The organism is Halobacillus sp. AWM4_238, assembly GCF_056158265.1.
On sequence record NZ_JBSWSY010000002.1, the window covers coordinates 113,575 to 132,250 of the forward strand.

At 42.8% G+C, this 18,676-nt stretch carries 23 protein-coding genes; 16 read left to right on the top strand and 7 right to left on the bottom strand.

What is annotated here, in order from left to right:
* The first annotated feature begins 112 nt into the window (after positions 1 to 112).
* The 4 genes from ACXACN_RS00615 (at position 113) to ACXACN_RS00630 (ending at position 2,288) form a co-directional block, all read left to right on the top strand.
* Complete coding sequence (locus ACXACN_RS00615; RefSeq protein WP_474961483.1) at positions 113 to 850, top strand: AzlC family ABC transporter permease; 738 nt, start codon at positions 113 to 115, stop codon at positions 848 to 850.
* Entirely contained in the window at positions 847 to 1,140 is a 294-nt protein-coding gene (locus tag ACXACN_RS00620) for an AzlD domain-containing protein (RefSeq protein WP_474961484.1), read from the top strand. Before ACXACN_RS00615 ends, ACXACN_RS00620 begins: the two co-directional genes overlap by 4 nt.
* A gap of 61 nt (positions 1,141 to 1,201) precedes the next feature.
* Positions 1,202 to 1,666 carry a hypothetical protein gene (locus tag ACXACN_RS00625; protein ID WP_474961486.1) on the top strand — a complete coding sequence of 155 codons (465 nt, stop codon included), beginning with the start codon at positions 1,202 to 1,204 and terminating at the stop codon, positions 1,664 to 1,666.
* An 88-nt stretch (positions 1,667 to 1,754) separates the two neighbouring features.
* Positions 1,755 to 2,288, top strand: coding sequence for an N-acetyltransferase family protein (locus ACXACN_RS00630; RefSeq protein ID WP_474961487.1), 534 nt, complete (start codon positions 1,755 to 1,757; stop codon positions 2,286 to 2,288).
* A gap of 47 nt (positions 2,289 to 2,335) precedes the next feature.
* Here the strand turns inward: ACXACN_RS00630 and ACXACN_RS00635 are convergent, their stop codons facing one another.
* Complete coding sequence (locus tag ACXACN_RS00635; RefSeq protein ID WP_474961488.1) at positions 2,336 to 3,214, bottom strand: cation diffusion facilitator family transporter; 879 nt, start codon at positions 3,212 to 3,214, stop codon at positions 2,336 to 2,338.
* A 296-nt stretch (positions 3,215 to 3,510) separates the two neighbouring features.
* On the opposite strand from ACXACN_RS00635, the gene wrbA reads away from it, so the two are divergent.
* From wrbA to ACXACN_RS00650, 3 genes are all read left to right on the top strand, one after another.
* Complete coding sequence (gene wrbA / locus ACXACN_RS00640) at positions 3,511 to 4,116, top strand: NAD(P)H:quinone oxidoreductase (RefSeq protein WP_474961490.1); 606 nt, start codon at positions 3,511 to 3,513, stop codon at positions 4,114 to 4,116.
* Between the two features lie 431 nt (positions 4,117 to 4,547).
* A complete protein-coding gene (locus ACXACN_RS00645) occupies positions 4,548 to 4,790 on the top strand; it encodes an IDEAL domain-containing protein (protein WP_474961491.1) in 243 nt (80 codons plus the stop codon).
* A gap of 185 nt (positions 4,791 to 4,975) precedes the next feature.
* The gene (locus ACXACN_RS00650) at positions 4,976 to 5,803 is read left to right on the top strand and encodes a M15 family metallopeptidase (RefSeq protein WP_474961492.1); all 828 of its coding nucleotides are present in this window, start codon (positions 4,976 to 4,978) and stop codon (positions 5,801 to 5,803) included.
* Positions 5,804 to 5,839: 36 nt separating this feature from the next.
* Here ACXACN_RS00650 and ACXACN_RS00655 read toward each other — a convergent pair whose 3' ends face one another.
* Positions 5,840 to 6,460 carry an NAD(P)-dependent oxidoreductase gene (locus ACXACN_RS00655; RefSeq protein ID WP_474961494.1) on the bottom strand — a complete coding sequence of 207 codons (621 nt, stop codon included), beginning with the start codon at positions 6,458 to 6,460 and terminating at the stop codon, positions 5,840 to 5,842.
* Between the two features lie 93 nt (positions 6,461 to 6,553).
* Between ACXACN_RS00655 and ACXACN_RS00660 the strand changes: the two genes are divergently transcribed.
* A complete protein-coding gene (locus ACXACN_RS00660) occupies positions 6,554 to 7,855 on the top strand; it encodes an MFS transporter (RefSeq protein ID WP_474961495.1) in 1,302 nt (433 codons plus the stop codon).
* A 1-nt stretch (position 7,856) separates the two neighbouring features.
* Here the strand turns inward: ACXACN_RS00660 and ACXACN_RS00665 are convergent, their stop codons facing one another.
* Positions 7,857 to 8,771, bottom strand: a complete 915-nt coding sequence (locus tag ACXACN_RS00665) for a zinc dependent phospholipase C family protein (protein ID WP_474961496.1) — start codon at positions 8,769 to 8,771, stop codon at positions 7,857 to 7,859.
* Positions 8,772 to 9,791: 1,020 nt separating this feature from the next.
* Between ACXACN_RS00665 and fumC the strand changes: the two genes are divergently transcribed.
* The 3 genes from fumC to ACXACN_RS00680 all read left to right on the top strand — a co-directional run bounded on the left by fumC (position 9,792) and on the right by ACXACN_RS00680 (position 11,871).
* Positions 9,792 to 11,183: a class II fumarate hydratase gene (fumC, locus tag ACXACN_RS00670; RefSeq protein ID WP_474961498.1), complete on the top strand. Its 1,392-nt coding sequence runs from the start codon at positions 9,792 to 9,794 to the stop codon at positions 11,181 to 11,183.
* 124 nt (positions 11,184 to 11,307) lie between these two features.
* Positions 11,308 to 11,514 (top strand): small, acid-soluble spore protein, alpha/beta type, encoded by a 207-nt coding sequence (locus ACXACN_RS00675; RefSeq protein ID WP_474961500.1) that lies wholly within the window; start codon positions 11,308 to 11,310, stop codon positions 11,512 to 11,514.
* A gap of 120 nt (positions 11,515 to 11,634) precedes the next feature.
* On the top strand, positions 11,635 to 11,871 hold the full coding sequence (locus ACXACN_RS00680; RefSeq protein ID WP_474961501.1) for a hypothetical protein: 237 nt from the start codon (positions 11,635 to 11,637) through the stop codon (positions 11,869 to 11,871).
* Positions 11,872 to 11,906: 35 nt separating this feature from the next.
* Here the strand turns inward: ACXACN_RS00680 and ACXACN_RS00685 are convergent, their stop codons facing one another.
* Both ACXACN_RS00685 and ACXACN_RS00690 read right to left on the bottom strand, forming a co-directional pair.
* The gene (locus ACXACN_RS00685; RefSeq protein ID WP_474961503.1) at positions 11,907 to 13,004 is read right to left on the bottom strand and encodes an ABC transporter ATP-binding protein; all 1,098 of its coding nucleotides are present in this window, start codon (positions 13,002 to 13,004) and stop codon (positions 11,907 to 11,909) included.
* A 127-nt stretch (positions 13,005 to 13,131) separates the two neighbouring features.
* Positions 13,132 to 14,025 (bottom strand): PucR family transcriptional regulator, encoded by an 894-nt coding sequence (locus ACXACN_RS00690; protein WP_474961504.1) that lies wholly within the window; start codon positions 14,023 to 14,025, stop codon positions 13,132 to 13,134.
* A gap of 109 nt (positions 14,026 to 14,134) precedes the next feature.
* On the opposite strand from ACXACN_RS00690, the gene ACXACN_RS00695 reads away from it, so the two are divergent.
* Entirely contained in the window at positions 14,135 to 14,416 is a 282-nt protein-coding gene (locus tag ACXACN_RS00695; RefSeq protein ID WP_474961505.1) for a metal-sensitive transcriptional regulator, read from the top strand.
* A gap of 60 nt (positions 14,417 to 14,476) precedes the next feature.
* Here ACXACN_RS00695 and ACXACN_RS00700 read toward each other — a convergent pair whose 3' ends face one another.
* Positions 14,477 to 14,644, bottom strand: a complete 168-nt coding sequence (locus ACXACN_RS00700; protein ID WP_474961507.1) for a hypothetical protein — start codon at positions 14,642 to 14,644, stop codon at positions 14,477 to 14,479.
* A 109-nt stretch (positions 14,645 to 14,753) separates the two neighbouring features.
* On the opposite strand from ACXACN_RS00700, the gene ACXACN_RS00705 reads away from it, so the two are divergent.
* The 4 genes from ACXACN_RS00705 (at position 14,754) to ACXACN_RS00720 (ending at position 17,995) form a co-directional block, all read left to right on the top strand.
* Positions 14,754 to 15,167, top strand: coding sequence for a hypothetical protein (locus ACXACN_RS00705; protein WP_474961508.1), 414 nt, complete (start codon positions 14,754 to 14,756; stop codon positions 15,165 to 15,167).
* A gap of 280 nt (positions 15,168 to 15,447) precedes the next feature.
* On the top strand, positions 15,448 to 16,584 hold the full coding sequence (locus ACXACN_RS00710; RefSeq protein ID WP_474961510.1) for a DUF445 domain-containing protein: 1,137 nt from the start codon (positions 15,448 to 15,450) through the stop codon (positions 16,582 to 16,584).
* A gap of 84 nt (positions 16,585 to 16,668) precedes the next feature.
* On the top strand, positions 16,669 to 17,028 hold the full coding sequence (locus ACXACN_RS00715; RefSeq protein WP_474961511.1) for a YlbF/YmcA family competence regulator: 360 nt from the start codon (positions 16,669 to 16,671) through the stop codon (positions 17,026 to 17,028).
* A 196-nt stretch (positions 17,029 to 17,224) separates the two neighbouring features.
* Positions 17,225 to 17,995 carry an enoyl-CoA hydratase gene (locus ACXACN_RS00720; protein WP_474961513.1) on the top strand — a complete coding sequence of 257 codons (771 nt, stop codon included), beginning with the start codon at positions 17,225 to 17,227 and terminating at the stop codon, positions 17,993 to 17,995.
* 51 nt (positions 17,996 to 18,046) lie between these two features.
* Here the strand turns inward: ACXACN_RS00720 and ACXACN_RS00725 are convergent, their stop codons facing one another.
* Positions 18,047 to 18,232, bottom strand: a complete 186-nt coding sequence (locus ACXACN_RS00725; protein ID WP_474961515.1) for a YhzD family protein — start codon at positions 18,230 to 18,232, stop codon at positions 18,047 to 18,049.
* Positions 18,233 to 18,676: the final 444 nt, after the last annotated feature.

Below are 18,676 nucleotides of genomic sequence, written 5' to 3' on the forward strand. Positions count from 1 at the left end.
TGATAGAACATTTTTTAGAGGATGTCAACGGATTTTTTCGAAAGGCGGTGCTTCAAATCTATTCGCTCGTTGTGTATAATAGTGGAAATTTGGATGGACAGGGGGAGGAAGGATGGAATCACAAGCCATTTGTACAACGGCTTCTTCTACACGCTTACATATGATAAGAAGAGGGATGATTGCGGGTTTTCCGATCATGCTTGGGTATTTGCCTGTCGCTTTGACATACGGTGTCTTAGCCAGCCGCACAGGCATGACGAATCTTGAACTTACATTGATGAGTGTGCTTGTGTTTGCAGGCGCTGCTCAATTTTTAGCCGTGGGGATGGTCGCAACAGGCACAGGAATGATTGAAATCATTATTGCTACCTTTGTACTTAACTTTAGGCATTTTGTCATGAGTTTATCTTTCGTCAACCGTTTAAAAGGGGTGGCTTTACGAGCGAAACTTCCACTTTCCTTAGGGTTGACGGACGAAACATTTACGATGTCCGCTCTATATAAGGAAGAAGCTAAAGAGAAACATGGAAGCTTGTTTTATGCTTCGTTGATCTTGACCGCTTATTTATCGTGGGTGGGAGGATCCTATTTAGGTGGTGTTTTAGGGGATATCATGCCGACGAGGTTAAGTGACAGCATGGGAGTTGCCCTTTATGCCATGTTCATAGGGCTCTTGATTCCATCCGTGAAAAAGGATGTCAAAATTGCTGCCATCGCTGTACTCGCGATGTTGATCAATTTTATTGGTCAGTCTTGGGGGTTGAGTCAAGGCTGGGCGATCGTTGTGGGTACAGTACTCGCAGGTTTTAGTGGGATATGGATCCTTGAGGATGAGGAGGGGATGGAATGATTGTTTGGATGATTATCGGAATGGCGGTCGTTACAGCTGTTCCAAGATTTTTACCGGCACTGATTGTAGGCTTTATCACATTCCCTAAATGGGTGGATCGGTGGCTCAATGCCATTCCCTATGCTGCTCTAGGTGCATTGATTTTTCCAGGGATCATGTCAGTAAAACCTGACGCACCCCAAATCGGGATCATCGCAGGCTTGGTTGGGGTGTTTCTTGCATGGTTGAATATCCACATCATATTCGTCGTACTTGGGGTGATTGCATCTGTGTTCTTGATGACATTATAATCACACCTGCCTAGAAGGTGCATATCGTATAGGGATACTTCCGAGAAAGGAATTGATCGTTATGCACCGACAATTTGGATTTCCTTTCGGGCAGATTTTTGGTTTTCCTACGCCCAATCAGGGTGGACAATTTGGCCCGGGCCAACCTCCTGGACCTCCTCCAGGTGGACCACCATTCGGGGGAGGGCCGGGTGGTCCAGTGGGGCCCGGTGGACCCGGTGGACCCGGTGGACCTGGAGGACCTGGGGGGCCAGGTGGACCCGGCGGACCTGGTATCCAGCTCCCTCCACCACCAGATCAGCCACCTAGTTCGCAAGGAGCTTCTCTGTATGCTGTCGATCCGGGATCACTTTATGGCTGTCTCTATCGATACACATGGATCCGTCTTGTAAATGGCCGATCTTTCTGGTTCTACCCGACATACATCGGACGGACCTCTGTGGCTGGATACCGTTGGCAGCGCCGGCGTCGTCAGTGGGTTTACACAGGTTTTGATACTCGACAAATTTCTAGTTTCCAATGTTGATCAACAGCAAATCAAAGGTGATGTCACTCTTGGCATCATCTTTTTGTTACAATAAGAGTTAATTAGAGGAAGAAGGGACGATCTCCATATGCCTGAAGTAAGAGCTGCCCGCTTTGAGGATGCTGAAACGATTGCAGAAATTCATGTGAAGAGTTGGAAATCAACTTATAAGGATTTGATCGATGAAAGGGATTTAAGCAATACGACAGTTGAGCACCGGATTGCCCTTTGGGAAACGGTTCTCAGAACTCCTGTGAATGGTCAGATTGCCTATGTGATTGAAAATGAAGAGGGTGTAGTTGTCGGTTTTGTTTCTGGTGGGAAAGAACGGACGAAGAACTATGGATATGATGGAGAAATCTATGCCATATACTTACTGGATGAGTATCAGGGTAAAGGGTATGGGAAAGAAATGCTCCGTGTATTTTCAAATGGGATGCTTGAAGCGGGATACCGATCCCTTCTTGTATGGGTACTGACCAATAACCCTTCCAGCCAATTTTACATAAAATATGGAGCAGACCCAGTAGAGGCTGAAAGAGTAACGATTGGCCAAGGAACCTACGAAGAGACAGCTTATGGGTGGAGTGAATTAAAGAAATTAACCAATCGTCTTGCATAAACAGACTCATAATTGCTAAAAAAAGCCTGCCATCATCGGCAGGCTTTTTATGTTTCTTCTTCCTCATAAGGTTCGATATGAATGTGGGCATATCCGATGTTTTTCTCTTTTTCTAAACGCTCCTCCACTTCATCCGTAATGTCGTGACCTTCTTGCACGGTAATATCAGGGTTAACATGAATGGTAGCTTCGACAAGCGTTTTATTTCCCTGCATCCGTGCTTTTACATCTTTCACGGCCCAAACGTCGGGATGGTCGGATATGCTCGCACGAATGTGTTCAATTCCATCTTCATCATATCCATCTGTAAGACTATGTGTAGCATCGACAAAAATGTCCCAGGCGGTTTTGCAAATGATGAGGCCAACAACCAGACCAGCAAGAGGATCCAGCCAGAAAATGCCGAACTGAGAACCGAAGATACCGATGCTTGCTCCGACACTCACCAAAGCATCTGATCGATTATCTTGGGCGGCCGCATACAAGGCATTGCTTTCCACTTTTTTCGATAAGTTCAAGTTGTAACGATAAACCCCATACATAACAAAGGCAGCTACTAAAGCGGTCCAAGCCGTAATCATGGAAGGTTCACTTGCTTTTTGCTGAATAATATCCTGAACCGTACCAATGATCACCTCTATGCCCACGGTCATCATGATGAAAGCTGCGATGAGAGAAGCGATTGTTTCCGCGCGGAAATGTCCATAATGGTGATCTTCGTCCGGGGGTTTCCTTGATATTTTAAGCCCGACTAAGACAGCCACAGACGCAATGACATCCGTTGTATTGTTTAATCCATCTGCACGTAGTGCTTCAGAGTTTCCTATGGAGGCTATGATCAATTTTGTAGTAGCAAGGACAAGATAGGCAACAATACTTACCCAGGCTCCACGTTCCCCTTTTTTTAATTGTGCATATTCGTTCATAAACTTTTCCTCCAGATCGATCAATAAGAGCTTGATATAGCTTACCAAATTGAAGTTCTGTGGGTCTAGAGAAAAAAAGCTTTCCATGTTCATGTTAATTGCCTTCGCGCAAAACAGCTTGGATTGAGCAGGTTTAGTTAAATTGTAAAGATTATATAAAATATCTCGAAATTAAGATTCTTGAGTTTGAGTTTAATTTTAAGTGGGTATATAGTATTTGTGAATCCTGATCGAAACAAAGGAAACAATAAACAGGTATTCTTGGATTCCAATAGTATTCTAAAGGAGAGATCGTAGTGGCAAACGTAAAATTAGCGGTCATTTATTACAGTTCTACAGGTACGAACTACAAAATGGCGCAATGGGCGGAAGATGCAGCTAAACAAGAAGGGGCAGACGTGAAGCTTGTACGTGTACCGGAGTTAGCTCCTATGGAGGCCATTGAACAGAATCCAGCATGGAAAGAGCATTACTTAGCTACCAAAGACGTTGTTCCAGAAGCAGATATCAACGACCTTGATTGGGCTGATGCGGTTATTTTCAGTGTGCCTACCCGTTTCGGTAACGTTCCAGGACAAGTGAAGCAATTTATGGATCAGGCGGGCGGACTATGGTTCCAAGGAAAACTTGTGAACAAGGTTGTCAGTGCGATGACATCTGCTCAAAACACGCATGGTGGACAAGAAGCAACGTTGTTGAACATGTATACCACTATGTTCCACTGGGGAGCGATCATCGCAGCACCAGGTTACACAGATGATGCCGTATTTGCTTCTGGAGGAAACCCTTACGGTACGAGTGTGAGTGTAGATGGAGAAGGAAACATGAAAGAAGATGTTGAAAGCGGTGTACGCCATCAGGTGAAACGTACAATTGATGTGGCAAGCAGATTTATCAACTAAACCACAGAATAAAAAAAGAGCATGGACCCCTATGGGTTTCATGCTCTTTTTTTATTCTGTGGAAAACGAATGTTTATGTATTCTTTCGGTGAGGGGATACAAAGTACTTTCTAGTAAAAAGTATGGGGAATGAGCACCCTTTTGAGAGATTGATCGAGTTCGGTTTTACCATTGCTTTTCTTTCTTCTAAATGTGACAGGGAGAGGTGACCCAATCCTATTTTTTTCGAGATGTTCGAGATATTTACAAAGGTCTATTAGGGATTTAGTAACTATTTTGAAACAGTAAACCATGGAGAATCCCTCTAGCAATAGGGTTGAGAGGTTTAAATCTTTTGAAAATGGGAATCATAATACTAAATATTCAGAAAACTTGTTGCGTTATCCTATTAAATCCTGCATAATGAAAAAAAGCATGAAGGGGGTAGTCTCATGAGAAAGCAAAAGATTGATTATGTTATTCGTCGCGACCCCGAGTACAAAGGGAAAGAGATTACGGCAAAGAGAGAGTTGTCCTTTGGAATACAGTTAGCCTCACGTCTGCTTTTAGATCAACTAAGTTATCAGTTTAATAAAGAACGTCTGGACAAAGAAATCAACCAGGCCATTGATAACGATGATCGAGATGAATTTCAACGACTAAGCATACAATATCAACCCTTTACATGGGAATAAGATAAAACCGTTGCTGATGCAGCGGTTTTTTTTGTGAAAGAATTTCTTACTCCACTTGATAAACAAAAAGAAATTTAAGGTTAAGTTGTCGATTTTAATATTTGGTTGATCATCGATCAGATATACAACATCTTCCTGTGAATGTTATAGTAAGGGTAACATCATGGACTAGGAAGGGAATACAATTGAAAAAAATATGGGTTATCACACTATTGACTATCGGGTTGACGGCTTGTTCTCTCGCCTCATCTGGGAATGAACAAGAGTCAAATAAAGACGTTCCAGCCTCTTCAAACCAAGAAGAACAAGCGGTTGATGACAATAAGGATCCATCCTCTTCCTCTGAAGAAGATGCTGACAAACCAAAGGACACGGCGTCTGAGAGAACAGAAAATGATAAAGTTTTGGATGACGGAACAGTCGAAGTAGGAGAACCTGAGAGTTTGCAGGTGATCGTCAACAAAGACAGGAAACTGCCGGATGATTATGTGCCCGAGGATTTAACTGTCCCGGATGTACCGTTCTATTTTACAGAAGATCACCCGAAGAAACAGATGAGAGAAGAAGCTGCACGTGCCTTAGAAGAGCTTTTTGAGGGTGCTGAGCAGAATGGAATTGATTTGGTAGCTGCTTCCGGCTATCGTTCCTATGATCGTCAAAAGAGGATTTATGAAAGAAATGTAGAAGTTTATGGGAAGGAAGAAACAGATACATTCTCAGCACAGCCTGGTACGAGTGAGCACCAGACGGGACTTGCTATGGATGTGACGTCTGCTCAGGTGGCTTTCAAGTTGGAACAGTCGTTTGGTGAAACGACAGAAGGCGAGTGGCTTTCTGACCATGCGCATGAATATGGGTTTATCATCCGTTACAGAGAAGGTGCCCAAGATATCACCGGTTATATGTACGAACCTTGGCATTTAAGATATGTAGGAAAAGACATTTCTACAGATGTTCATGAACAGGCCGTAACATTAGAGGAGTTTTTTGGCCTCTATCCGTCGAGTGAATAAAAGAAAGCCATTTCTCATTCAAGAGAAATGGCTTTTTTAATAACAGATTCCTACCCGGTGGTAGAGGTATGCGTTCTCGTGGAATTCCTGATAAGCAAAAAATGCCGTGTCTTTCACGGTAATCTTTTTTCCGTCTTCCGGGAGCAGATCACGCTCTGATCGGATATTGCCGTATCTTTCTCCGTCAGGCAAATAAGTCGGACAGATGATGGTCCAATCCAGTTGACTTCCCCGTAACGTCTCATATACTTTAACATGTTCTTCAGCGGCAAACGTCTTTTTACGTTTGGATTCATTGGTCTGAAAGCGATACTTACCTTCTTCATACCTGCTGTTTAAAATGCCTGCCGTCCCGATCGTAATGATACGCAGAATTCCTTCATCCCTCATCGCCTTGATGATCATAGGAACACTCTTAGAGAGAGTATCCGTTTTATCTGTATTCAAGGCACTGATGACCGCATCACAATTGGCGATTGTCTCTCTGACATCCTCTTCATTTTTCACATCGCCAACAACAAACTCAGCGCCTGGAATGACGTCCATCGCTCGTTGTTCGTCACGAACGAGTACTTTGACATCTACCTCATCTTCTAGAGCTAATCGTACAATTTCTGATCCTACTCTTCCTGTTCCACCAAATACTGCTAGTTTCATTAAATCACCTCAAAGATTTGTAAAATTTGATCTCACTGCGTAAATCTGTGAAAATCCTTTGCTATGCTTGTCTAAAAAAAGTAGATGGGGGATATGACCGTGAAAAAGAAACCCGTTAGGAGCTGGATGCTTTATGACTTTGCTAATTCAGCTTTTGCTACAACCATCATGGCTGCTGTTTTACCTGTATTCTATTATGATGTAGCAGCCAAAGGTGTTCAAGAATCTTTAGCTGCAAGCTATTGGGGATATTCCCAATCCATTGCTGTCCTAATCGTGGCGATCCTTGCTCCTATACTGGGTGCGATCAGTGATTATTCGGCAGCCAAGAAAAAGTTTTTGATGTTCTTTGCATTTATGGGGATGATCGCAAGCGTCCTGCTCGCCTTTGTGGGAGAAGGGGATTACATCTTTGCCTCCCTATTGTTGATTGTCGGTACGATTGGCTTCTCAGGTGCGAATGTATTTTATGATGCCTTTTTACCTGAAGTAGCCAAAGAGGATGATATCGACAGGGTTTCTGCAGCTGGATTTACCTTAGGGTATGTCGGTGGTGGGGTCCTGCTGGCGATCAACTTGCTAATGATCATGAAGTATGAATGGTTTGGCCTGTCTAGTGCCTTAATGGGTACGAAGCTTGCTTTTGTATCTGTTGGTGTTTGGTGGTTCGTTTTTTCCATTCCTCTTTTCAAAAACGTCATCGAAGAAAAGAAGATTCAACAAAAAAGAAATCACTCTTATGTAGTCATCGGCTTTCAACGCCTTGGTCGCACATGGAAAGAATTGAGACAGTTCAAGCAGCTCCTCATCTTCTTATTGGCATTTTGGCTCTATAATGATGGGATCTCTACAATAATAAAAATGGCCACAATTTATGGGCGGGATATTGGTATTGATAGCACTTCACTGATTACAGCATTGCTCATCACTCAATTCGTTGGAATTCCGTGTACTTTCTTCTTTGGTTGGCTGGCAAGTAAAATAACTCCCAAACGTGCGCTCCTGATATCATTATGTATCTATCTGGTCATCGTAGCTCTCGGGTATTTCATGACAACGGCGCTTCATTTCTATATCTTAGCCGTATGTGTAGGTTTCGTACAAGGAGGAGCTCAAGCCTTAAGCCGTTCCATTTTTGGACGGATGGTTCCGGGAGATCGTCATGCTGAGTTTTTCGGTTTTTACGGAATCTCTTCAAAATTTGCTGCCATTTTTGGACCGTTTGCCTTCGCACTCGTTGGGCAGTTAACAGGATCCAGCCGCCTTGGAATTCTGTCCCTCGTGTTCTTTTTCATCGTTGGCATCATTCTGTTATATTTGCTTGATGTAGATAAAGGGGTGGAGCAGGCGCAAGCCTACACCCGCTCTGAAGAAGAACCCATCATTCGTTCATAGTTTACACAATTGGTTGACTATACTGGTTCACTAGCATTTTCTCAAGAGGTTCGCCTGTATCATACGAAATGTTTCCGACGATTTCCTGAATGTGAGCGAAAACTTCTGGAGAACCTGTTTTCCAATAATTAAAGATATGCTGAAACAAATGTATACCTTCGTTTCTTGCCTGAGCATATAAATCCAAAAAAGATTCAGTTCGTTTTTCATTTGTTGCTGGATGGTACCACTCTTCACGCCCCTCATTCAAAAAATCTCTATCTTCATTGATTGGCTGATGGGAGAAGGAAGATACGAGCGTGCCGAACCATTGATTCTTCCATTTCCATGGGTCATACAATACCCTCTGAGCCGCTTGAATGTGGAAAAAAGATTCTTGGATCACTCTCTTCCTGTGTTTTGTCGTGGGTTCAGGATAATGAGCGGAAAGCAGAGAATGCATAAAGAGAGAAAGCGGACGGATGTGCTTTCCAATTTTTATTTTCTTATGAACAGGGTTTTTCCATGTTTCCATATTCTTCTCACGTGCAAGCATGAGTGTATCTAGGAGTACTTCTAGTTCTTGATGTTTATTTTCTTCATAGCCCGCGTGGTAGTGAATGTAAGGATGAGTATGGCGGTCAAGAATATGATGGCTCACAAAGCCCAAGATAAAAGCTTGTAGTGCGTTTTTCTCTGATTTTCCCCGTTTAATCATATCCAGTAAAAAGGGCCCGCACTTTTCTGTATGCAGCTGCATCCCGATTTCTGCTACCTCTTTGTCTGGTTGAAAAGGGAGGAAATTATGATAAAAAAACGGGTCCGGTCCCTGAGCTCCCATATGCAAAGAGGCTGAGGAAGTTTCTAAAAGGTCTTTTCTGTCGAGCTCCTCACACAACTGATCGACAAATAGGATATGTGTCCATATATTAGGCATCATCATTCTCCATTCATGATAAGAAATTATTCCACTAACTAGCAGTTTTCTTGAAGACTTGATTTCGAGACTTTTGTTGAGTGGGTAGGGGCTGCGGGGAATAGCTCGCTTTCCGCGGGAGCGCGGTGAGCCTCCTCGGACTTCGTCCTGTGGGGTCTCACCCTGCACTTTTGTCCTCGTAGATATCCGGTTCCGGCGCCAAGCGGCTAGTGAGACTTCCCTCGCTTCTGTACGATAAGTCAACATCGAATCACTCCGTTCTTCGTGTTTCCTTTATCTCCGCCAGCTCAGTCCAGTCCATACGCCGCTGACCAAGGCGCCTGCACACTTAAAATAGGAGTCTCGCCATTCCCCTCCGCCCCTTTGCCATGGAAGATTCTCGAAATCACTTCTGAACAATCAGCTTGAATGACTGAGGAGATTGAGGAAAGTGGATCATATAACCTCTCCACAATCAGGCATTCAGAATCTATAAGCTTGATACAGAGCGCTTTATGCCTGCCTTAGGAAGGGAAGTGGGAGACACTCCCTCTAGGTAAAGGGGTTCGTTTCTCCTTACTATGAAAGGGGTGGTTGGGAAGCTGCGAGACTCCCGCGGGAATGGATTGGCTGGCGAGACCCCACAGGACGAAGTCCGAGGAGGCTTGCCGTCATCCCCGCTGGAAAGCGAGTTGCTTCCCAATCACCCCTGGCGCCCAACACGGCAAACGAAACCCGGGAACATCTCGAAACTGAGTCTTCCACAATCGGGAGCTTTAATGGGAGAGGGAATTCAAAAAAAAGGAGCCTTTGTTCAAAGGCTCCTTTCACCACTTATTACCCACTTGAGAGATCAAGCAAGGATGGAAGATATGTACCTTGACTTGATGGATTCATTATACATAAATATTTGAAAAATGTAAATAATCTGACTTTTAAATTGAAGAAAATTGTCAAAAAGAGCGGGCTTCTGGTGATTGTTCAAATGATTCTTGATACAATGTAAGGGCATGCAATGATTTGAGCAAAGGGAGGATATTCATGGATTATCGCATTGAAAAAGATACCATAGGAGAAATCAAAGTACCGAGCGAAAAGTTTTGGGGAGCTCAAACACAAAGAAGTAAACAAAATTTCCCGATCGGTGATGAAAAAATGCCGAAAGAAGTCGTAGAGGGCTTTGCGATCCTTAAAAAAAGTGCAGCAAAAGCAAATGCGTCACTAGGTTTGCTTGAAGAAGAAAAAGCAGATGCTATTGCTTATGCGGCGGATCTTATAATTGCTGGAGAACTGGAAGACCACTTCCCTCTAGTCGTCTGGCAGACGGGAAGCGGAACGCAATCCAATATGAATGTAAATGAAGTCATCGCCTATGTTGGCTCGCAATGGCTGCAGGAAAAAGGCAGTGACGCACGCCTTCATCCGAATGATGATGTAAATAAATCTCAAAGTTCAAATGATACTTATCCGACAGCGATGCATATTGCATCTGTTCGAAAGATCGAGGATATTGTTCTTCCAGCCTTGATCCAATTCAAACATACGTTAAAAGAAAAAATGGAAGCGTTTAACGACATCGTCAAAATTGGACGGACCCATTTACAGGACGCCACGCCACTAACACTTGGTCAGGAAATCAGTGGTTGGCACCGCATGCTCGAAAAAACTGAAAAAATGCTTATTGAAAGCACAGAATATGTCAAGGAGCTTGCGATTGGAGGTACTGCTGTAGGTACAGGATTGAATGCTCATGCGGATTTCTCCGAGCAGGTCGTTGCTCAAATTAACGAGGCAACAGGAAAAGGGTTTATATCTGCACCGAATAAATTCCATGCGCTTACTTCACATGACGAACTGGTCCACACGCATGGAGCTTTGAAAGCTTTAGCAGCGGATCTCATGAAAATAGCCAATGATGTAAGGTGGCTTGCGAGTGGACCACGTTGTGGCATCGGTGAAATAACGATTCCCGCGAATGAACCGGGCAGTTCCATTATGCCTGGAAAGGTAAATCCAACACAGAGCGAAGCCGTAACCATGGTTGCAGCTCAGGTCATGGGAAATGATGCTACGATCGGTTTTGCTGCTAGTCAGGGGAACTTTGAGCTCAATGTATTTAAACCAGTGATCGCTTATAATTTCTTACAGTCAGCACAACTGCTTGCAGACAGCATCGTTTCTTTCGACGAGCGTTGCGTGAGCGGTTTGGAGCCGAACCATGAACAAATTGAGAAGTATTTACGCGATTCCTTAATGCTAGTCACTGCTCTCAACCCTCATATTGGATATGAAAATGCAGCGAACATCGCGAAAACAGCCTTTGAAAAAGATCAGACCTTAAAAGAAACAGCTGTTGAACTAGGGGTTCTTACCGAAGAGCAGTTTGACGAATATGTGGATCCTAAAGCGATGACAAAACCGAACGCGAATTAATTTTCTGTTGTTAGCCATGTGTAGGAGCCTGGGGTATATCTCCAGTAATTACCACCTGTTTTTTTGACATAAAAACAATCAGACCGACCCATACTACGATTACACAAGACAGGAGGTGAGACACATGGCTAACAACAACAGTTCAAACGAGTTGGTTGTACCTGGTGTACAACAAGCTCTAGACCAAATGAAATACGAAATCGCACAAGAATTTGGCGTACAACTTGGACCTGACTCTACATCCCGTGCTAACGGTTCTGTAGGTGGTGAAATCACTAAGCGTCTTGTCCAAATGGCTGAGCAACAGTTCGGCGGACAACAATACAAATAAATACTTGTGACGAAGGAGGAAGGGTGCGCCCTTCCTCTTTATTTTTTGGATATCCTGGTGCATTCATGCAATGTACGAATGATGTTATTCTCCAGTTTGTTTTGAAAGAAGTGGCGAGCGATGCAAGAATGTGGTGTATGCAATGGATGGGCAGCATCAGAGAGGCCCTGTCCAAAATGTGAAGGAACGATGCATGATCAAGGACGTGTCACAGATTTCTTAGATGATTACAGTCCTTATCTTGATCAGAAATACACAGACCTCGTTGATGGAGATTTGAATTCATCAATCACTGAGGAATGTGTCCATTTATTCGTATGTGAAGATTGTGGTTTGAATGATATTCAAGCCACATAAAAAAACGCAGCCGATATGGCTGCGTTTTTCGTTTATTAGTGGATACGTAATTCAGAGTCTTTATCAAAGAAGTGAACTTTGTTCATATCAATCGCCAACGTAATCTGATCTCCACCATGAATGTCAGAGCGGGAGTCTACACGAGCGATAAAGTCCTGGTCATTCAGTTTGGAATACAAGTAAGACTCAGATCCCATCAATTCTGCTACTTCGATATCTGCTGTGATTTTCTTGTCCTGGTTTGCATCAATAAATACAGGCTCATCGTGCATGTCTTCTGGTCTTACACCAAGGATGACTTCTTTACCGATGTAATTTTGCTCACGAAGAGGCTTCATTTTTCCTTCTGGAACAGCGATTTTAATATCACCAAGTTCGATGTGTCCATCGGCAAGTGTACCATTAAGGAAGTTCATGGCTGGTGATCCGATAAAGCCGCCGACAAAGACATTTTCAGGTTTGTCATAAACATCTTTTGGTGCACCCACTTGTTGGATGATTCCATCTTTCATAACAACAAGTCGTGTAGCCATCGTCATCGCTTCTGTTTGGTCGTGTGTAACGTAGATTGTCGTTGTTTGTAGACGTTGGTGCAACTTCTGGATTTCAGCACGCATTTGAACACGAAGCTTTGCATCAAGGTTGGAAAGTGGCTCGTCCATCAAGAATACTTTTGCATCTCGAACAATCGCACGCCCAAGGGCAACACGCTGTCTTTGACCACCTGACAGCGCTTTCGGCTTACGGTCTAGTAAAGCTTCCAGACCAAGGATTTGCGCTGCATTGTTTACACGCTTCTCAATTTCATTTTTATCCATTTTACGAAGTTTGAGGCCGAATGCCATGTTATCATACACATTCATGTGCGGGTACAACGCGTAGTTCTGGAAGACCATCGCGATATCGCGGTCTTTAGGCGCTACATCATTCATACGTTTTTCATCAATCAAGAAATCACCGTTTGTAATCTCTTCAAGACCTGCAATCATACGAAGTGTTGTGGATTTTCCGCAACCGGATGGACCAACGAATACGATAAATTCTTTATCCTTAATGTGTAAGTTGAAGTCATCTACTGCTTTTACACTCTTATCATACACTTTATCAATATTGCTTAGTTTAATTTCTGCCATTGTAAATCCCCCTAGTAAAGTTGAAATCGCTTACTTGATTGATTAAAGTGTATCGAAGTTTCTGAAAACGGTAAATGGACAAAGTGCACAAACCTGTCCAAGGGTTGTTTGTGCACTTTGTCGATAATTAGAATTCCATGTGTAATAATGCAAGGTACGTAATGACCGCCCCTTCAAATTGTTTAATATCCAGGCCTGTTTTCTCAATAAATTTGTCTATACGGTATTGCAAGCTGTTTCTGTGCATGTACAGCTTTTTAGAAGCGAGAGATGTATTAGATCCAGATTCCAGGAAGATCCGGATGGTCTGCAATAATTCCTTGTCCTTCTCAATCTCTTTGAAGACGGACCTACGGATGTGTTCCCATTCTTCTATAGGAAGTGCATCTATATATAAATAGGGGATAATATCTTTATATGAGATCAGAGAGCCAAGTTTATGCTCTTTAGCTATGTTCGCTCCGTGCTGTGACCATTTCAGAATTTTTGGGGCATCTTCTAGTGTTGAAGTGAATTCACTAATGAAGAATTGGATATTCGTGTAAAAGTCACTGCTTAATACATCAGCCATGCCTTCGAATTCCATGATTTCCTGATCTTTAGACAACATCTCCTCTATAATGAATCCCTCGCGTTCTGATGTCCATAAGAGGGGCATAACTTGAGGAAATAAGGATTGAAGTGCTTCCTTTACGATATCTTGCTCTACTTCAGGATCTTCGATGGAAAAAAGGACAAAACGATAGGACACCGGCCGCACCATTTCTTGAAAACCTTCTCTTTTATAAAGATATGAGGACCACTGCTTCTCTCTTTCTGTCATGGTGGATTCTTCTGAAGTCAATGAGGTGAGAAATAAAGAGAGCAATTCGGATGATTGCTCATTCAATTCATCTTTGTTAATTCCTACAATTTCACCATCTTCGGTTTGGAACCATTTGTATGAGGAATGATTATCCATACTTAGTTTATTTATAATAATTGAAGGGTATAAACGTTTAAGTTGTTCTACAACTGACATGAATCTCTTCCTTTTTGATAGGATATTTACTATTATAGTAATACAATGGACAAAATCCGGAAAGCGTTGAAGGTATAAAACTTTCTACCTGTTGAGAGGAGGAGAAGGATTGGATCATGTGAAGGATAAAAGTATTTACGGTCCTGAGACAAAAAATCGTCTGAAAAGAATTGAAGGTCAAGTTCGTGGTGTCCTCAAAATGATGGATGAAGATAAGGATTGTAAAGATGTCATTACCCAATTGTCTGCCGCACGTTCAGCTATGGACCGTGCGATTGGATATATCGTTGCAAAAAATTTAGAAGGTTGCATTCGTGATGCTCATGAGGAAGGCGAATCAGCAGAAGAATTAATTAACGAAGCTGTACAGATGATTGTTAAAAGCCGGTAAGGAAGGAAGCTGTCTCCTGTTTCGTCTTGTGAAAGGCGAACAGGAGACAGCTTTTTCTTTTCATTTTTCATCTTTCTCTTTCGGGATTTCGTGAGCTTCTCCAATTTGTTCATGACCGTAAACAGGTTTAACCGTACCACCTGCCATCCCTTCATTAATCATGCGATCCACGTCTAATTCAAATTTTCCTTTGCCTTCTGGAGCATCATGCCGTTTATGCTTTTCCATCTTATCACCTCCCTTTTTCATTTTGCCCTGAATATCAGATTCAATGACCTAGCGCGCGGCATAAACTTGTCCTATCCATTCATATCCTTGTGATAAGGGAGGAGATCGCATGACAAGGCATCAGGAGTCCTTTGTCCAAATGCTGCAAAGGTCAATTAAAGAAGAGTGGAAGGATTACAATTTTTACAGCCGATTAAAAGAGGATACAAGGAATCAATTGTTCAGGGACTATATCCAGCATGCCGAAGATGATGAATGGAAACACTATCAACTGTTTCAACACCTTCACTTCCAGTTGACTGGCACCTATTATAATAATTTCAAACCCGAAACAATCAGCTATCGATCTTTTGAGAATGGAGTAATCAGGGCTCAACAAGATGAATTTAAAGCAGCAGAAATGTATCGGCATATGCTGTTTATGATACCTACGCCCGTCGCTTTTTATCCGTTATTTACAGCTATGACGGATGAGATGGAGCATGCCGCACGGTTTGGCACCATTTATGGAAGGCTGAAATAACATCCGTTCAAAGGCCATGTCTGCACAAGGCCTTTTTTTGTTGGTTTAGGAAAACACCTGTTTTATATCAGGGGGTGACTGCGCCGTGGACAGCTTTCAGATGAAAACAACAATAGATCTTTGTCTTTAGAAAACGAAGGTCATCATCTGGACTGTGCAGTTCATCTGGATTCCGTATCTATGTGCGCAACTAAAGCTATTGTTCCTAAACTCTTACCGTTGGCACTTGGGTATTATTTGAATTATACTTGGAACACCATGTGTAGAAAGAGGTTGAATCATGAATCCTGTTTTATTAATTATGATGATGATTGGTATTGGTGCTCTGATCGGAGGCCTTACCAACTCTTTAGCTATAAAAATGTTGTTTCGACCATACCGGGCGATTTACATTGGTAAGTACCGTCTTCCTTTCACCCCGGGGCTCATCCCTAAACGGCAAAAGGAATTAGCTCAGCAGTTAGGGAAGATGGTTGTCAATCACCTCTTAACTCCGGAAGGCATCCGTCGAAAGCTCACCCATTCAAGTTTTAAAGCACAAATGACGACTTGGGCGAGAAAAGAAGTTCAATCGATGCTAAAAAAAGAAGCAACGTTAAAAGAAGTGCTGCAAAACTTTCATGTCGAGGTTACATCCGAATCCATTCACAATCATGTATCTCACTGGGTGGAAAACCGTTATGAGACGGTCATGAGCGAATATCGTGAAAAGACGATTGAAGAGCTCTTGACACCTGCGTTACGAGAAAAGACAGAACGAGGGGTGGATCAAGCAGCAGATCATATCCAAGCCAGTATAGAGGCTTATTTCCGGAGTTCCGAAGGGAAAGAAAAAGTTGCCGCATTAATTGATAACTATCTGGATAATCAAGGTTTTCTCGGTAACATGATTTCATCGTTTATGGGACCGGATGGACTTACCGAGCGTATTTATCCACTGATTCTTAGATATGTATCCGATCGAGAAATGAAAGATTGGCTGGAAACGATGTTGCGCGGTGAGAAAGATAAACTTTTATCTAAACGAGTGGCGTGGTTTGAGGATCAGATCGGTCGTGAAACAGTAGCTACAAAGCTTGGGGAAGCGGTAGCTGGTGCATTGCCTGTAGATCAATGGATGGCAAAAACCGTGGCGGACTGGACAAGTCCTTATGAGGATAAAATTTTGGATACCTTCATTCCAGCAGCTGTAGATCAAATCAGTGAGCTTTTATCATCCAAGGTAGAAAGCATGATGACAAACTTGCGTTTATCTGAAATTGTTCAGGAGGAAGTTGAAGCTTTTCAAGTCGAGCGTCTTGAAGAAATGGTCCTTGGCATTTCAAGGAGGGAATTCAAAATGATTACCTACCTGGGTGCTTTACTTGGAGGGATCATCGGCTTGCTGCAAGCCACTATTGTGCTATTTTTCGGATAATGGTGTATTCCTATACAGACGAATAGGAGTTTGTTATAGTGGGGGAGGAGTAACAGAACGAAAACTTAGGAGGTTCTTATTTTTATGGCAAATCTATATGATTACGCGTATGATCTGGAAAAAGCAATCCGTAACAGCGAAGAGTTCACCGGATTGAAAGAAGCATATGAAGCAGTAATGGAAGACGAAGCTGCTAAAAAAATGTTCGACGATTTCCGTCAAACACAAATCACTCTTCAACAAAAGCAGATGCAAGGAGAAGAAATTTCTGAGGAAGAAGTAGAACAAGCTCGTAAAGTCGTTGAACTTGTACAACAACACCCTCAAATCTCCAAGCTTATGGAAGAAGAGCAACGCTTGAATACAGTCATTAATGATATTAGCCGTATCATTACGAAGCCTCTTGAAGAGCTTTATGGCAACCCTGAAGAACCACAACAATAAATAGGTATAAAAAAAGAGGAGCTGGTTGATCCAGCTCCTCTTTTTGTTGGCTGAAAATCTGAACGTTGTGTTTATGTTTCATGCATACTAGGCACCTTTAATTGATTGGATTTTCTGTCGTCTCATGCAGGAATGTGGAGAGGATATAACGAAAAAAGAACCCAAGAAGAATTTTTCCATTTATAGGAGGATAATCATGAAGCATTTCGTTGTAGAGGAAAAGGGAAATGTCGTTCATTTGAAAATTGCCAGAGGAGAAAAATACAATGCCTTGAATGCCGAGCTTTTAGAAGAATTTGCTGAAGCCGCTCGAGCAGTGAGGCGGTCCGAGGCCCAAGTTGTTCTTTTATACGGAGAAGGAGAAGGTTTCTGCGCAGGTGGAGATCTTGGCATGATGAAAGAAGTTTCTGACAGAAATACCTATGATGCAGTGATGGACAACATTGAAACGATTGTGAAGACCTTTTATTCCATGCAGAAAATTGTCATATCCGCTTTACATGGGTCTGTCGTAGGTCTGGGGTTAAGTATCGCGTTATCTGCTGATTATGTCATAGCAGAACCTGATGCTCATCTATCTATGAACTTTATAGGTATTGGATTGGCTCCAGATGGTGGAGGTCATTTTTGGCTGCAGGAACGCTTAGGTACGCACCAGGCGAAACATTTCACTTGGGAAGGCCAGCAAATGAGAGCAAAAGAGGCTTACGACCATAAACTTGTGGATATTGTCGTCAATGGACCTGTTCAGGAAGAGGCCGCACGTTTGGCGGAAAAATGGAGCAGAAGTCCATTAAAATCAATGATTGCTACAAAAGAAATCTATCATCAGCATGGTTTGGAGCGGTTAACTCAATACTTGAAGAAAGAGCGAGAAACCCAATGGATGTTGCTTCAAACCGAAGACCATAAAGAAGGGGTAGAAGCCTTTTTAAAAAAGCGAAAGCCAGAGTTCCAAGGTAAATGAAAAAAGTCGCGCTGAGAAGCGCGACTTTTTTAGGTTTAATTTCTTCCGTGTTTATCTGTGAAACAAGACCAAATGCCCTTCAGGTGCAGCGCAGCGATGGGTTTGATGGCTATACCCTTTTTCCTCCAATTTCTCTGATCCTATTTTTTTTGCTTGATCATCATTTTCTGCTTGAAACGTTTCATCGAGGACATTGGTACCGTCTTTTTCGAATACAGTTAAGTAGTATGTCTTCATCGTTGTTCCTCCTTGAATGAATAGGTATTCAATAATTACTTTTGTCATACACCGTCGATATTCCTGCCTGAACAGCAAAATTTATATGAAAAGCTGAGTCTTCAACAATAACTCCCTTTTCTTGAAGCCTCAGTTTCGAGACGTTTGTTGAGTGGATGGGGGCTGCGGGGAATAGCTCGCTTTCCGCGGGAGCGCGGTGAGCCTCCTCGGACTGCGTCCTATGAGGTCTCACCAAGCACTTTTTTCCCGCATGAGTCTCGCCATTCCCCTCCGCCCCTCTGCCATATAAGTATCTCGAAATTACTTCCAGAATTAGGCGCTTTATACGTATTAGGAGCAATAACACCAAGCCTCCATCGTGTGGGTAGAGGCCATTACCGCTTGTTATAGAGCGCTTTCTTACAATAGGTAGTGATGGTGGAAGATGCTCCTTCCTGGTAGAGG

What these genes read in the sequence shown, in the direction of transcription:
- ACXACN_RS00615 (WP_474961483.1), top strand. Translation starts at nt 113, where the DNA reads ATGGAATCACAAGCCATTTGTACAACGGCTTCTTCTACACGCTTACAT.
- ACXACN_RS00620 (WP_474961484.1), top strand. Translation starts at nt 847, where the DNA reads ATGATTGTTTGGATGATTATCGGAATGGCGGTCGTTACAGCTGTTCCA.
- ACXACN_RS00625 (WP_474961486.1), top strand. Translation starts at nt 1,202, where the DNA reads ATGCACCGACAATTTGGATTTCCTTTCGGGCAGATTTTTGGTTTTCCT.
- ACXACN_RS00630 (WP_474961487.1), top strand. Translation starts at nt 1,755, where the DNA reads ATGCCTGAAGTAAGAGCTGCCCGCTTTGAGGATGCTGAAACGATTGCA.
- ACXACN_RS00635 (WP_474961488.1), bottom strand. Translation starts at nt 3,214, where the DNA reads ATGAACGAATATGCACAATTAAAAAAAGGGGAACGTGGAGCCTGGGTA.
- ACXACN_RS00645 (WP_474961491.1), top strand. Translation starts at nt 4,548, where the DNA reads ATGAGAAAGCAAAAGATTGATTATGTTATTCGTCGCGACCCCGAGTAC.
- ACXACN_RS00655 (WP_474961494.1), bottom strand. Translation starts at nt 6,460, where the DNA reads ATGAAACTAGCAGTATTTGGTGGAACAGGAAGAGTAGGATCAGAAATT.
- ACXACN_RS00660 (WP_474961495.1), top strand. Translation starts at nt 6,554, where the DNA reads ATGACCGTGAAAAAGAAACCCGTTAGGAGCTGGATGCTTTATGACTTT.
- ACXACN_RS00665 (WP_474961496.1), bottom strand. Translation starts at nt 8,771, where the DNA reads ATGCCTAATATATGGACACATATCCTATTTGTCGATCAGTTGTGTGAG.
- fumC (WP_474961498.1), top strand. Translation starts at nt 9,792, where the DNA reads ATGGATTATCGCATTGAAAAAGATACCATAGGAGAAATCAAAGTACCG.
- ACXACN_RS00675 (WP_474961500.1), top strand. Translation starts at nt 11,308, where the DNA reads ATGGCTAACAACAACAGTTCAAACGAGTTGGTTGTACCTGGTGTACAA.
- ACXACN_RS00680 (WP_474961501.1), top strand. Translation starts at nt 11,635, where the DNA reads ATGCAAGAATGTGGTGTATGCAATGGATGGGCAGCATCAGAGAGGCCC.
- ACXACN_RS00685 (WP_474961503.1), bottom strand. Translation starts at nt 13,004, where the DNA reads ATGGCAGAAATTAAACTAAGCAATATTGATAAAGTGTATGATAAGAGT.
- ACXACN_RS00690 (WP_474961504.1), bottom strand. Translation starts at nt 14,025, where the DNA reads ATGTCAGTTGTAGAACAACTTAAACGTTTATACCCTTCAATTATTATA.
- ACXACN_RS00700 (WP_474961507.1), bottom strand. Translation starts at nt 14,644, where the DNA reads ATGGAAAAGCATAAACGGCATGATGCTCCAGAAGGCAAAGGAAAATTT.
- ACXACN_RS00705 (WP_474961508.1), top strand. Translation starts at nt 14,754, where the DNA reads ATGACAAGGCATCAGGAGTCCTTTGTCCAAATGCTGCAAAGGTCAATT.
- ACXACN_RS00710 (WP_474961510.1), top strand. Translation starts at nt 15,448, where the DNA reads ATGAATCCTGTTTTATTAATTATGATGATGATTGGTATTGGTGCTCTG.
- ACXACN_RS00715 (WP_474961511.1), top strand. Translation starts at nt 16,669, where the DNA reads ATGGCAAATCTATATGATTACGCGTATGATCTGGAAAAAGCAATCCGT.
- ACXACN_RS00720 (WP_474961513.1), top strand. Translation starts at nt 17,225, where the DNA reads ATGAAGCATTTCGTTGTAGAGGAAAAGGGAAATGTCGTTCATTTGAAA.
- ACXACN_RS00725 (WP_474961515.1), bottom strand. Translation starts at nt 18,232, where the DNA reads ATGAAGACATACTACTTAACTGTATTCGAAAAAGACGGTACCAATGTC.